A 13554-nucleotide genomic window follows, 5' to 3' on the forward strand; every position below is an offset into this window, starting at 1 on the left:
AAGATAGTTTAAAACTGAAATGTCAGATGAAAGAGATTATTTCTCCCAGATAAACAAAAACAAGCATGTGTAGATTAAAAATGGTATCGAATTGTACATAAAAAAAAATCAACAAGCCCTGTTTTTTGCAAAACCTTCAGCACTGTTGTCAGATGATTAGGGTTGGCATTTTTCAAAAAAGACATCTCCGCCCGCCATCACCACCTCATCTGTTCTACGGGGGCCGCCATCACCACCTCTAACAATACACCTCAAAACATGCCTGAACGCATGCCCTCCCCCAAAACAGTCTTCAGTATATCTTGGACAGATTCACGCCGTTATTCGTTGAATTTTAGCACCACATCGGGCTAATTTTTCTTCCAACCTCTAAAAAGCCACGATCAAGATGGTAAACACGATTAACGATTGTTTCGCCCTTTGCAGCCAATGCTGCAATCACCAGAGAGACAAAAAGCCACGCAAATCGGTTGCCATCACGGGGGCGCCTTGCAACTTCTCCTTTCCATAAACCGTTGCCGTCTCACCATCGAGTTTTATCTCTGCCCCTAACCGGTTGAGTTCTTGAACATGCATAAAACGATTTTCAAAAATCGTCTCCACAATCATGGGAGATTCCTTCAGCCCGTGTCATCAACGCCATAAACTGCGCTTGAAGATCGGTTGGGAAAGCAGGATATGGTCCTGTTTTAATATCAACGGGCATAATTTTTGTGTTTTTTGGATTTCGCTTCACGTGAATTCCTTGAGGCTCTCATGTGAATCTCAAGCCCTGTTTTTTGCAAAACCTTCAGCACTATTGTCAGATGATTAGGGTTGGCATTTTTCAAAAAAGACATCTCCTCCCGCCATCACCACCTCTAACAATACACCTCAAAACATGCCTGAACGCATGCCCTCCCCCAAAACAGTCTTCAGTATATCTTGGACAGATTCACGCCGTTATTCGTTGAATTTTAGCACCACATCGGGCTAATTTTTCTTCCAACCTCTCAAAGCCACGATCAAGATGGTAAACACGATTAACGATTGTTTCGCCCTTTGCAGCCAATGCTGCAATCACCAGAGAGACAGAAGCCCGCAAATCGGTTGCCATCACGGGGGCGCCTTGCAACTTCTCCTTTCCATAGACCGTTGCCGTCTCACCATCGAGTTTTATCTCTGCCCCTAACCGGTTGAGTTCTTGAACATGCATAAAACGATTTTCAAAAATCGTCTCCGTAATATGGGAGATTCCTTCAGCCCGTGTCATCAACGCCATAAACTGCGCTTGAAGATCGGTTGGGAAAGCAGGATATGGTCCTGTTTTAATATCAACGGGCATAATTTTTGTGATTGCTGGATTTCGCTTCACGTGAATTCCTTGAGGTTCTATTTGAATCTCAAGCCCTGTTTTTTGCAAAACCTTCAGCACTGTTGTCAGATGATTAGGGTTGGCATTTTTCAGAAAGACATCTCCGCCCACTATTGCCACAGCCATTGCATATGTTCCCGCTTCAATTCGATCTGCAATAACGCGTATTCTTGTTCCTTTGAGTTTTTTCACCCCTTCAACGGTAAGCGTCGTTGTACCTTCACCCGTTATTTGAGCGCCCATGGCATTCAAGGTTCGAATAAGATTTGTGACTTCTGGTTCACACGCCGCATTCTTAAGAGTGGTTGTTCCCTTTGCCATTGTCGCCGCCATCAGCAACACATGGGTTCCCCCAACCGTGACTTTAGGAAAACGGTAATGCGCCCCTTTTAATCCCTTTGGTGCTTTTGCATGAACATATCCATTTTCGATAGCAATATGAGCACCTAAACTTTTTAGTCCTTCGAGGATAAAATCCACGGGTCTTGTTCCAATAGCACACCCCCCAGGCAGCGAAACATAAGCCTCCAAGCATCGAGCAAGCAGTGGTCCAATCACCCAAAAGCTTGCGCGCATTTTTCTCACCAATTCGTAAGACGCCCGTGTTGTGGCTATTTTTTGCGCGGTAAAGTGAATGGTTCTTGAATTGGTCCCATCATCATGAAACTCTTGTCCATCAACGGCATATCCCACCCCATGATTATTAAGAATACGAATAAGCAATTCAACATCAGCAAGATGCGGAATATTTTCTAGCGTGAGCGTTTCTTCTGTCAACAATGACGCAATCATAAGAGGCAATGCAGCATTTTTTGCCCCTGAAATCGGAATTGTCCCTTTAAGTTTTTCCCCACCAACAATTTGAATAGCATCCATCGTGTTTTCCCTCTTTTCCTTTGCGCCACCTCTTCCAAAGGTTTTTCTCCTTTTGAAAAGTTATGCTTTATTGATCGTTTTTTTAAAACGCCTTCTAACGATGAGAACAAATAATTGAGACGTTTGGTTGCAAAGATGCCTTAAAAAAACATTTTTTTTGCATTTTAGAGCTCTTCTTGGGCTCTTTTTCGACTTTGCTCTTTTCGACGTTTTAAGTTTTGTCGCAATTGCTGCGCCAATCTTTCTTGACGTCGTTTTGCTTTTTCCTCTTGATGATTTATTTCATTGTGCTTTTGTTTTTGATGCATCTGTGTCATTGCGCAACCTTTTAAACAGTGTTGAGCTTCTATCCAATCAACTCACGGCTTTTTAAAAAATGTTTAAGAGTATAAGAACACACTTGTCATGACATAAGATACGTTTTCTTGCAAGAATATACAAATGTTCTCTTGCCTATTTTCTGACAATATGGCACAAGACAGCGCAACGATTGAAAACGGCTGCGGTAGCTCAGTGGTAGAGCACTCCCTTGGTAAGGGAGAGGTCGAGAGTTCAATCCTCTCTCGCAGCACCATTTTATTCTTCTTTTTCCTCTCTCTTTCTTGTCTCTAAGCCTTTCCTGCAAGCATCCATCTTTTCCCTTCCAGCCTCTGTTGGCTTGACCAAATTCTCCCTGCTTTAAGCCATGTGCTTTAATGGCTTCACCATCAATGATCTCAATGACGCGCTTAGCCTCCAAAACACTTGATCTCTCAAACACTTTGCGCACAAATTTTGAAATTGAGACACCAAGAACAATGCCCCCTTGCTTGCATACCTGCTCTTGCCTTGCATACCCCTTCTTAAGCTTCATGAAAATGTCCTATCCCTCCCTTTGCCAAGCCTTACCCGTTGAGCCCTTTGCCCTTCCCTTGACTTTTTTAGATTTGTCGAGGCATTTTCATTTTCTGAATGTTTCCCCCACGCGCTTTCATTCTGCTTATGATATGAATCTCCTCTCCAACAAATAAAAACTCCGCTCAGGCGGGGTTTTAACCTGTACCACACCCTTGTTGGAATACAAGATGATCACGATCGCCATTTTCATTAAACACGCTTCTGTACATATTTTTAACATAAAAACGACACATACTGATCTTTTCAACAGAAACTTCTTATAAAAACGCGTTAGCAACAAAGGACAATAAAGCCCCATGTTTAAACCCCTTATTTTATTCGCTATAGCAATAAGATTTTGCCCTATAGCAATAAGCGCAGTTTTATTCACAGATCCTGCAAAGAGTAGCTGTGCAAAGGATGAGTTTTTCGTTGGGGAGACATCTCCGATCAATTGTATTTCAAAAGAATATATAAGACAAAAAATAGAAAAGAAGCGATTGGAAATAGAACAAGAAGAAGAATGGTCAAAGCTTGAAAAATTTTCCGTTACTTCTTGTCCAAGGAGAGAATTTCCTGTTTATCGTGGTTTTTCTATTATCGATTGTGTTTCAGAGAAAGAATTAGAACAAGATCGTTTGAATAGAAATGAGATCAATATCATAGGATTATCTCTACAATGGTTTATCGTAGGATTCATCTTAACGACGATCATGTCTGTTCCAGTCAATATCCTTTGGCGTTTTCGCTTTAAGATTCCAGCCTGTTTATTGACAATAATGACAGCCTTGGCGATTATGGCCATCCCCTTTATAGTTAGTTGATCGTCTCTCACTCCTTTCGTAAAAAAACTTTCTCAAAACATGAAGAACATCTTATGTTTTAAAGTATTTTGAACTGTATCTCCCCGCATTGAGATACTATGTGCCACGTACCGCCATTTTTCAGCATACTTATGACGCTAAGCTTCTGATACCCCCTCCTTCAACATCCACGTTCCTCCTTGAAACTTACCTTTTTATGGAATTTTCTCCCCTCATCAACGCTGTACGCCTCCTCCTCTGCCTCTCTCACGCTTCATTGTCTTGCAGATACTTTGCATATCCCGCTAAGCTTTCTGCCTTTTGCAACATCTTTTCCATTTTCTTACTCTCCAAAAATCAAGCAACTGCGCGCCAACCTTTCCCCTTTCTCCATGCTGGCGCCTCCTATTGCCTCCCCACCAACACAGCTCTCCACAATAAACGAAACGAAAACACAACACCCTCCCTTCTCTCCCCCGTGAAAAAACACGTGAATCTTCACGGGGAAACTTCCCATGCCCCTCAAACCCGCAACACAAAAGCGGACAAAACCGCCCCCCATCTCCTCTCTCACTGCCCCAACATCTCACCTCCAAAGTACGTCCTCCACTTGACATCCTCCCTCAAACATCGCTCCCACTTCCCCAAGCAATACTTTTCACGCTAAATCTCTGATGCCCCCTTTTCCCTTAAAACTTACCTTTTTACAGAATTTTCTCCCTAATCAACGCTGTACAAGATCCCTTTCTTTCCCGTTTTACTCTTGTTTTTCCTCTCAACAGACGCTTTGTCTTCAACTTTTTTCCTTCCCCCTCCCTCAAAGCACTGTCTGTTCTTATGCTAAAGCCTGTCTCGAAACATTTAATATGCTGGACCATCTTCTCCAAAGCCTCATTAAAACGATGAATTTCAACTTCAAGCTTGCTGATATAGGCTTCATCACGATAAGCGCGTTTAATCAAAGGAGGCATATCTGGCCAATAGAGCATCAAATCCACCCATTCGCGTTGCGAAATCCATAAGCCTCCCTGACATTGTGCTTTATGTTCTGCTGGAAAATTTTTTTGCGCAAAATGAGGAATTAAAATTTCAGGTTTTTTTGTTTTAATTTCCAATAATCCATTTTTTCCCACAAAAGCATCAGGAGAAAATCCTTTTCTGCGATCATCGGCTAAAACAAAGCCAATACATTCCGGTTCTGTCTGTGTCAGTTTTCCATAAAGCTGTCGTGCTCTTGGTTCTAATTCTGTCCCACGTCGCTGAGAAAGTGTTGTCCCTTCCTCAACGGTTTTTCCGGTCATTCTTTCTCCTGCCAATTTCATCATGACACTATAATAGCGTGATGTTTTTTGTCCCTGTTTTTTTTCTGCCATAACCATCTCAAACAGAGAAGCTGTAATCAAACCATTGCGCACTTTTTGCCATTCCTCTGTTCCCTGAATACAATCGATAATAATTGGCATGTTTTCCCCCTTTATCTGGCTCTTTTTTTGACACTATATCCTCTTTGCAAGATGCTCTTTGAAACATCACATTTTATGATCCCCCACGCACAACAGACGCCTCCTCCTTCCCTCCAACTGCACAAACGCTTCACACACCCTCTTGTCTCTCTCTCCATACTAGCGCCCCCTATCGGCTCTCTCTCCCAAACAGCGCCTCCCCCCAAACAGCCCCTAAAAATGAATGAAAGGAAAGCACCCCCCTTTTCCCCCGTGAAAAAACACCTATCCCGTCAATTATCCGTCAACTGACCTACCATGGGGGGGGAATCTCTCACTGTACCCCTCACACACACGATACAAAAGCAGACAAAACCGCCCCCGGTCTCCTCTCTTACATCCCTAACATCTTCCCCCAATTGACTTTCTTATCTCTTGCTTGTGAAAAATCTTCCGCCATCTCCCTCAAGCAATATTTGCGACGGCTCAGCCTCTGATGCCCCTTTCAACACCCACGCCCCCTTAAAACTGCCTTTTTATGAAATTTTCTCCCTTATCAACACTGTACAAAACTCCCTTCTTCCCCCGCGCCTACGTCCTTAGATTCCCCCCAACACCGTCCACCATCTTCCCCCCGCAACACTTCTCACGCTAAGCCTCTGATGCTCCTTTCAACACCCACATTCCGCCTTAAACTTACCTTTTATAGAATTTTTGCCCTCATCAACTCTGTACACCTCCCCCTCTACCTCTCTCACACTTCATTGTCCTGCAGACACTTTAGCATATCCCGCTAAACTTTCTGCCTTTTGCGACATCTTTTTCATTTTCTTACTCTCCCAAAATCAAGCAACTGCGCGCCAACCTTTCCCCCTCACGCGCCGCCCACCCCTTTCCCCTTTTCTCCATACTAGCGCCCCCTATCGGCTCTCTCTCCCAAACAGCGCCTCCCCCCAAACAGCCCCTAAAAATGAATGAAAGGAAAGCCCCCCTTTTCCCCCGTGAAAAAACACTGGAGGCTTTTACCTTAGCCATCAATGATCTATCTCACGGGAGGAAAGAGCTTTTTTTCCATGCTGCTATTGCACGACAGAAAAATCATGGTGGCAATATTCTTCCGCCAAGTTGTTTGCCATATCCTCAGCCGCCTCTTGCGATATGAAAAGAACAGCATTGTGTTTTTGTGGTTCGAGTCTGATTAAATTTTGAGTCTTTCCAGCATAATAAAGTGGAAAGCCTCGATAAGATGTCTTGAGATAACTTGGCATGATTACCACCAATAATCTGACAAGACATCACAAGGGCGTAAACGATGCTGTTTTTCATAGGAGCCATAGAGATTATCTTCATAATCGCGTGCCACTCTTTCATCTAAACAGGCATGATAGGCTTCACTATTCAAAATGAAGGGCTGCAAGTGGGCATTTTCTTCGTTTATTTCATAATTTTCGACATAACAATCAGCGATTTGTTCGGTCACATCTTCAGCATGATTTGTTGTAAGATCAAATCGTAAAACTTTATAAACAGTTTCAGATTCTTCAATGAGTTCGAGTACTTCTTCGATTTCTTCGATAGGTCCTTCATAGCTATCGGGCTTTTCATCTTCACAGAGAATGATAATGATTTCATCCTCTTTAACGAATGGAATATTTTTCATGATTTTCCCCCTTTAGATAGTTGATAAAGCATGGCTTCATCTTGACAAGATCAAATATAGCGTTAGTCTTATCTCCTCTATAGGAGAGATGTCAAGCATTTTATCCTTCATAAAAGATATATTTTAAGTCTTTGCGGGGTTCAAATGACATACATAAATAAAGATCTGTTATACCTTGTTCCCCTCATGTTCTTTTGTTGTTCGCTATTTGTTCTCACTTAATTGCAACGATAAACACACAGGAGAGATAAAATGAGTGATATAATATTAATAGAATACTGGAGTCGTCTTGATTCAAAAGCACAAAAAGAACTTATTTTGAAGCTTCGTCAACGGGTCGCCGCAAAAGAGTTAAAATCGCCTGTCTCTCTTCAGGAGAGAGCTTTGAAATAAGCTCTATAAATTCTTTATCTTCAGGGCTAGCCCCCTTACCGTAAAGAATATAATTCATACTGATATCAATTTCGTGACAAATTCGCGAAAGAGATTCGATTGTTGGCTCTTTTCCTTCAGAAAGGATAGAATGAAGGTAACCCGCGCCTTTACCGGCAGCGAGAGAGATAGATCTTTTTGAGCGTCCACTTTTTTCCAAAGCGGTCCTTAATCTTTTACGCCAACCATCGATATTCATAATTTCACCATATAGCGCGTCTTTAAAAAAAAACACGTCCTTTTTACAAAACGGGCTTGCAATATCCTTTAAAAAGGATAAAATTAAGGGGACAAATTTTATTTTTTAGGGGGAAATAAAAAATCATTTTTTGCTCATAAAAACACTTTCACCACACCATGGAGACAAAGGGCAACTTCCCAAAACTGATTCATTGAGACGTGTTGTTCTTTTTATTTTTTCCATCATTGCAAACTCAAGTTTTAAGTTTCCATGCCCTTCAAGCACACCCACAGATTTATCAACGTCATAAAGAAGCTCTTTATAGTTGTCATCGAACAGAATCAAAGCACCACACGTTAAATTTCTGTTTGCGCTTTTATCTTCAATGAAACTGTATAAGAAAGAAGAAAGTAGACTGCCGTATGAAACACGTTAATCAACAAGAAACTCCTCACTATGAATCGTCCAGGCTTCCATATGTTTGTTGGTACCAAAATGACTTTCTAGGAGGTGTTCGTGGCATGCGCGCACATGAGATTGGAATTTATACGGTTCTTCTCAATGAAATGTATGCACGCGGTCGTCCTCTAGAAATCTCGGAAGAACGTTTAGCGCGTCTTTGCGGTTGTGACAAGCGAACTTTTGTTAATGTTTTAGGAATGCTGATCCACGAGGGTAAGATTTTAAATTTAGCCAATGGTTTATGGAATGCGCGTTGCGAAAATGTTTTTCAAGAGCGTGAAAAATTGCTTGAACAAAAGTCCTTTGCGGGTCGTTCTTCGGCAAAAAAGCGCAAGAAAATCAATACTGAGATTCAACAACTGCTTAACGCGCGAACAAAAGATGCTCAACAAAGTTTAGAAGCTCAAAAGGCAGAAGAAAAGGAAACACCTAACGGTGTTTTTGAAAAGAATAGGGTGTTTGATGAGAAAGAAGTGGACCTTTCCAGCCAAGAGAGTCTGGAACAAAGCGGGCCATCTCCCAGATTGGCTCTCTCCGCCTCACCAACCTCCGTCTCACTAGCCGCCTCCTCACCGGCAGAAACAAAACATGAAAACGGCACCGCCACCGCTCTTCAAGCAGGGGCGCGAGAATCCGCTCTCACAGCGATTGTCCCAAAGAAAAATACAAAAAAAACCGTCAATTGTGTGTCCTCGAGCTTTTCAACATCGCCTTCGTCGCCTTGTTCCAACAAAAAAACCACCCCCTCCAGCCTTGTCAAAGGACACCGTCTTCCTGAAACTTGGCAAGCAGACATCAAGGCAGCAATTTCAGAAGGCTTAAGTGAGAGCCAAGCCCATTGGCAAGCCAAGAAGTTTCGCGATTATTGGCAAGCCAAGAGTGGCAAAGAAGCCCTCAAAGTAGATTGGCAAGCCACATGGCGCAACTGGTATCGCCGTGAAATCGAACGGTTAGAACAGCAAAAACAGGAAAGCGTCTCACCGCGCCCTTCTGAGAGCGACGAGAATCTTTACCGCAGTCTGATCAACTATAGCGACGATTGTTGACATCACATGGTCCAACCCTTTTCTCACACAAGCAAACGCGAGGGCACCAATGTTTCAAAACCATAAACAAAACACTATCCGGCAAAACAACTCTGAACACAACAACGAGCACCCAAACAACACTCATCCAAACAACAGGCAAAGCAGCCACCATAAAACGCATCACCATCCCCCACACGGCTCTCATCATAACAGCCCATGCCCCACACGCCTCATCTTTTCCACGCAAAAGAATACAACACCCGCAAGCTACCGCCCCTTCTCTTTCACACACACGCCTTGTCCCACCGCCCCCCGGCAAGAGCACCCCTTCCCACACAAGCAACCAAACAGCAACGCAGCCGCTTTAGAAGGCTCAAACAACGCACCAATCCTTCAAGCAACCCCCGCAAGCCGCTGCCTCTTCTCTTTCACACACACGCTTTGCCCCACCGCCCCCCGGCAAGGGCTCCACTTCCCACACAAGCAACCAAACAGCAACGCAGCCGCTTTAGAAGGCTCAAACAACGCACCAATCCTTCAAGCACCCCCCGCAAGCCGCTGCCTCTTCTCTTTCACACACACGCTTTGCCCCACCGCCCCCCGGCAAGGGCTCCACTTCCCACACAAGCAAACAGACAGCAACGCAGCCGCTTTAGAAGGCTCAAACAACGCACCAATCCTTCAAGCAACACCCGCAAGCCACCGCCCCTTCTCTTTCAGGCGCACGCCTTGCACCACCGTCCCCCGGCAAGGGCTCCACTTCCCACACAAGCAACCAAACAGCAACGCAGCCGCTTTAGAAGGCTCAAACAACGCACCAATCCTTCAAGCAACCCCCGCAAGCCACCGCCCCTTCTCTTTCACACACACGCTTTGCCCCACCGCCCCCCGGCAAGAGCTCCGATTGCCACACAGGCAAAACAACCCTGAACATAACAATAGGCATCCAAACAACACCCATCTAAACAACAGGCAAAGCAGCCACCATAAAACGCATCACCATCCCCCACACGGCTCTCATCATAACAGCCCATGCCCCACACGCTTTATCTTTTCCACGCAAAGGAACACAACATCCGCAAGCCACCGCCTCTTCTCTTGTCACACACACGCCTTGTCCCACCGCTCCCCGGCAAGAGCACCCCTTCCCACACAAGCAACCAAACAGCAACGCAGCCGCTTTAGAAGGCCTGAGTAAAAGCCAAACCCATTGGCAAGCCAAAACCCGTAAAAAGCCCACAAAGCAGATTGGCAAGCGCCATAGCGCTATGGATTTCGCCACGAAATTGAATGGCGAAAACAACAAAATAGAATCCCAAAACCCATAAGATCACGCATGACCATGAGCACAATTTTTGAAATCAAACAAAAACTTATCGCCCAAGCTAATCGGATAGCAGAAATGCTTCTTCCCCAAGGGCACAAACGTGGCAACCATTGGATTGTTGGCAACACACGCGGGGAGCCCGGTCAAAGTTTATCGATTTGCTTAAGCGGCAGTAAAGCAGGGCTTTGGTATGATTTTGCAGAAGGTATCGGAGGCGATATTTTAGACCTTTGGTGTGAAGTCAAAGGCATTAGCCTCTCTCAAGCACTCGAAGAAGCACGCGCAACTCTCAATCTCACACGCCCCAAACCTTTTATGGTTCCCCAACGTTCCTACCGCCGTCCCCCGGTTCCTAAAGGGCACCCCCCACAAAATCGCGTAAAAACCTATCTCCACAAAGAACGCCATATCCCTCTAGAGATTATCAAGCGCTACCGCATAGGAGAAGAGGGTGAAAAAATCATTTTCCCCTTTTATAAACCCGATGGCACCCTTGCTTTAGTCAAAGAACGGCTTGCACAAGCAGGCGCCAAAACAAAACCCACAGCAGCCCAATGTGAACCGATTTTATTTGGTTGGCAAGCCCTTTACCCTACGGACCACAAAACCACACAAACCTCTGAACCCGTACCCACAACCCACAGCGCCACGCACACCTCTCAGCCCGTACCCACAGCCCACGCTACCACGCACACCTCTCAGCCCGTACCCACAGCCCACGCCACCACGCACACCTCTGAACCCGTACCCACAGCCCACGCCACCACGCACACCTCTGAACCCGTACCCACAGCCCACGCCACCACGCACACCTCTGAACCCGTACCCACAGCCCACGCCACCACGCACACCTCTGAACCCGCACCCACAACCCACAGCGCCACGCACACCTCTGCGCCCACACCCACAACCCACAGCGCCACACAAACCTCTGCGCCCGCGCCCACAATCCACAGCGCCACGCACACCTCTCAGCCCACACCCACAACCCACGCCACCACGCAGATGCCTCAGCATGCGTCCATAGACCACGCGTTGTTTCCCACGCTTTCTTCAACAAACCGAATAATTGTCATCACGGAAGGAGAAATTGATGCGCTTTCGCTTGCCGCCTATGGCTATCCAGCGGTCTCTGTCCCCTTTGGCGGTGGAAAGGGAGGCAAGCACAATTGGATTGAAAATGAATTTGATCATTTAGAAGCGTTTGAAACCATTTTTTTAGCCACCGATATGGACCAGCCCGGAGAAGAAGCCGCTCATGAAATTGCCAGCAGGCTTGGGCGTCACCGTTGCTACCGGGTTCGCTTACCCCGCAAAGATGCCAATGAGTGTTTAACCACGGGGATTGATGCTGCCACCATAAAGGCGGCTTTTACTTGCGCCAAAAGCTTTGCCCCAGAAGGCTTACGACGCGCCTCAGACTATAAAGATCAAGTGATTGGGCTTTTTTGGCCAGAGCCTGAAAAACACCTTGGCTATACGGTTCCCTATCCTAAACTTAAAGGTAAATTGCATTTTCGCCCCGCAGAATTAACGCTGTGGAGCGGCGCCAGTGGTGCAGGCAAAAGCCAATTGTTGTCTGACTGTATTCCCCATTGGATTGCGCAAAACAGTCGCCTTTGCTTAGCCTCTTTAGAAATGAAAGGAGAACAATCGCTTCGACGTTTAACCAAACAAACGGGCGGCTTAGAAAAGCCTACAAAAGAGACCATTGAACGCATTTTGCATTTTTTAGACGATGGGCTTATTCTTTATGAACATGTTGGCAAATCGAGTGTTGACACCTTACTTGATGTCTTTGACTATTGTCGTGCGCGCTATGGGTGCGATCAATTTATTATCGACAGTCTCATGCGGCTTGGCATTGCCTCTGATGATTATGCCGGGCAAGAACAAGCGGTTTATAAAATGGTGGATTGGGCTGTTTTAAACACTGTGCATATTCATCTTGTCGCCCATGCCCGCAAAGGAGGGCTGGATAAAGATATCCCCGGAACAGAAGATATTAAAGGCGCCTCAGAAATTGGAGCGAATGCTTTTAACATTATCACCATTTGGCGCAATCGGTCGTTAGAAGATAAAATTTTTGCCGCCTCTCTGGCGCAAGAAAAAGCCGATTTAGTCAAACGCCCCGGTGTCATTATGAATATTGCCAAACAACGTTCTGGCGATTTTGAAGGCAAAATCGGTCTCTGGTTTGACCCCCAAACCTACCGCTATCGCTGTTCTTTTGAACAATCTTGTCCGCGGCGTTATCTTTAACGCCCCTCCTCACTCTTTTTTTAAAAAACGTCCCGCCATCACACGCGCAGACTTCATTCCCTGATAAATCAAAGGAGAAAGAAATCCAAAAATGAAAATCAATACATCCTGATTCGAGAACCAAAGCCAACTCCAACCCAAACGCTCTGCTCCCCAATGAGAAAAACTAAAGACAAGAGCCAAAATGCAGATAAACAGCACAAAATTCAAAACACGCAACACCCTCTGCACCACCGTATCACGATGCTCGCGTATAAAGAACCCCAAGAGCAATTCCAACAAGAGTGCCAAGACCAACACCTTCAAGAATATCACCCTGGTGCTATTCATATCGCTGACGCCCACAATAAAAAGCCACAGGATACCCCCCATCAAGCAACAAAAGAAGGTCGCCTTCACGAACATTTGCCAAACAACAGGGAGACTTTTTACGCCCCCATGCACCAAACCAAAGACAGCGGCAAAACTGCAAGAAAACAGTGCTCCCTTCAACAACAACGCCCCGCTAACAGTGTAACGTCCCACGCCTGCGAAAACAAAACCAAGGTAAAGAGCAATCACGCCATAAAAGACCACCCACCTGCCAAAAAACATCCACCTTGTAACCCCGCGGCGCGCAGCCGCCTTATCAAGAAAAACACCAGCGACAACAAAAAGGCAAAAAAACAGCAACAACAATAAAAGCACCAAACTCTGCGACATCAACAAGTCTCCCCACAGCCATAAAATTAAAGAAAACGCCCCCGATTCAATAAAATGCCCATTCTTTTTAAGAAGCCCCCCAACGTCACCCCAACACACTGCATTCCCTCATGAAAAAAATGCTCTTAACACGAACAAGAAGGACACAA

At 45.3% G+C, this 13554-nt stretch carries 15 protein-coding genes, 1 tRNA gene and 1 pseudogene; 5 read left to right on the forward strand and 12 right to left on the reverse strand.

The genetic code is table 11. From position 1 onward, the window contains the following. Positions 1-312: 312 nt before the first annotated feature. The 3 genes and pseudogenes from NNJ73_RS01485 to NNJ73_RS01495 all read right to left on the reverse strand — a co-directional run. A pseudogene (locus NNJ73_RS01485) lies at positions 313-864 on the reverse strand (UDP-N-acetylglucosamine 1-carboxyvinyltransferase); the annotation flags it as partial. A gap of 70 nt (positions 865-934) precedes the next feature. Beyond that, the gene (gene murA / locus NNJ73_RS01490) at positions 935-2230 is read right to left on the reverse strand and encodes a UDP-N-acetylglucosamine 1-carboxyvinyltransferase (RefSeq protein WP_254492382.1); all 1296 of its coding nucleotides are present in this window, start codon (positions 2228-2230) and stop codon (positions 935-937) included. A 164-nt stretch (positions 2231-2394) separates the two neighbouring features. Further along, positions 2395-2547, reverse strand: a complete 153-nt coding sequence (locus NNJ73_RS01495; protein ID WP_254474838.1) for a hypothetical protein — start codon at positions 2545-2547, stop codon at positions 2395-2397. Between the two features lie 182 nt (positions 2548-2729). On the opposite strand from NNJ73_RS01495, the gene NNJ73_RS01500 reads away from it, so the two are divergent. Both NNJ73_RS01500 and NNJ73_RS01505 read left to right on the forward strand, forming a co-directional pair. Beyond that, positions 2730-2804 (forward strand) — tRNA-Thr (locus tag NNJ73_RS01500). Positions 2805-3606: 802 nt separating this feature from the next. Then, positions 3607-3930, forward strand: coding sequence for a hypothetical protein (locus tag NNJ73_RS01505; protein WP_254492383.1), 324 nt, complete (start codon positions 3607-3609; stop codon positions 3928-3930). Between the two features lie 683 nt (positions 3931-4613). Here the strand turns inward: NNJ73_RS01505 and NNJ73_RS01510 are convergent. The 6 genes from NNJ73_RS01510 to NNJ73_RS01535 all read right to left on the reverse strand — a co-directional run bounded on the left by NNJ73_RS01510 (position 4614) and on the right by NNJ73_RS01535 (position 7969). After that, the gene (locus tag NNJ73_RS01510) at positions 4614-5372 is read right to left on the reverse strand and encodes a YqaJ viral recombinase family protein (protein WP_254492384.1); all 759 of its coding nucleotides are present in this window, start codon (positions 5370-5372) and stop codon (positions 4614-4616) included. Between the two features lie 810 nt (positions 5373-6182). Next, entirely contained in the window at positions 6183-6386 is a 204-nt protein-coding gene (locus NNJ73_RS01515; protein WP_254492385.1) for a hypothetical protein, read from the reverse strand. 44 nt (positions 6387-6430) lie between these two features. Next, entirely contained in the window at positions 6431-6619 is a 189-nt protein-coding gene (locus NNJ73_RS01520) for a hypothetical protein (RefSeq protein WP_254492386.1), read from the reverse strand. A gap of 2 nt (positions 6620-6621) precedes the next feature. Beyond that, positions 6622-7011 (reverse strand): hypothetical protein, encoded by a 390-nt coding sequence (locus tag NNJ73_RS01525; RefSeq protein ID WP_254492387.1) that lies wholly within the window; start codon positions 7009-7011, stop codon positions 6622-6624. A gap of 313 nt (positions 7012-7324) precedes the next feature. Beyond that, positions 7325-7642 carry a helix-turn-helix domain-containing protein gene (locus tag NNJ73_RS01530; RefSeq protein ID WP_254492388.1) on the reverse strand — a complete coding sequence of 106 codons (318 nt, stop codon included), beginning with the start codon at positions 7640-7642 and terminating at the stop codon, positions 7325-7327. Between the two features lie 123 nt (positions 7643-7765). After that, positions 7766-7969, reverse strand: a complete 204-nt coding sequence (locus tag NNJ73_RS01535; RefSeq protein WP_254492389.1) for a hypothetical protein — start codon at positions 7967-7969, stop codon at positions 7766-7768. A gap of 77 nt (positions 7970-8046) precedes the next feature. On the opposite strand from NNJ73_RS01535, the gene NNJ73_RS01540 reads away from it, so the two are divergent. Next, the gene (locus tag NNJ73_RS01540) at positions 8047-9132 is read left to right on the forward strand and encodes a DUF1376 domain-containing protein (RefSeq protein ID WP_254492390.1); all 1086 of its coding nucleotides are present in this window, start codon (positions 8047-8049) and stop codon (positions 9130-9132) included. On the opposite strand, the gene NNJ73_RS01545 is transcribed toward NNJ73_RS01540, so the two are convergent. Further along, positions 9110-9433, reverse strand: a complete 324-nt coding sequence (locus tag NNJ73_RS01545; RefSeq protein ID WP_254492391.1) for a hypothetical protein — start codon at positions 9431-9433, stop codon at positions 9110-9112. The genes NNJ73_RS01540 and NNJ73_RS01545 overlap by 23 nt on opposite strands. Here NNJ73_RS01545 and NNJ73_RS01550 point away from each other — a divergent pair. Next, complete coding sequence (locus tag NNJ73_RS01550) at positions 9412-10044, forward strand: hypothetical protein (RefSeq protein WP_254492392.1); 633 nt, start codon at positions 9412-9414, stop codon at positions 10042-10044. The genes NNJ73_RS01545 and NNJ73_RS01550 overlap by 22 nt on opposite strands. A 31-nt stretch (positions 10045-10075) precedes the next feature. On the opposite strand, the gene NNJ73_RS01555 is transcribed toward NNJ73_RS01550, so the two are convergent. Further along, positions 10076-10396 (reverse strand): hypothetical protein, encoded by a 321-nt coding sequence (locus tag NNJ73_RS01555; protein ID WP_254492393.1) that lies wholly within the window; start codon positions 10394-10396, stop codon positions 10076-10078. A gap of 60 nt (positions 10397-10456) precedes the next feature. Between NNJ73_RS01555 and NNJ73_RS01560 the strand changes: the two genes are divergently transcribed. Further along, positions 10457-12703, forward strand: a complete 2247-nt coding sequence (locus NNJ73_RS01560; RefSeq protein WP_254492394.1) for a toprim domain-containing protein — start codon at positions 10457-10459, stop codon at positions 12701-12703. A gap of 9 nt (positions 12704-12712) precedes the next feature. Here NNJ73_RS01560 and NNJ73_RS01565 read toward each other — a convergent pair whose 3' ends face one another. After that, positions 12713-13504, reverse strand: coding sequence for a hypothetical protein (locus NNJ73_RS01565; RefSeq protein ID WP_254492395.1), 792 nt, complete (start codon positions 13502-13504; stop codon positions 12713-12715). Positions 13505-13554 lie beyond the last annotated feature (50 nt).

Source organism: Bartonella sp. B1099 (assembly GCF_944801835.1).
In the GTDB taxonomy this organism is placed as follows: Bacteria; Pseudomonadota; Alphaproteobacteria; order Rhizobiales; family Rhizobiaceae; genus Bartonella.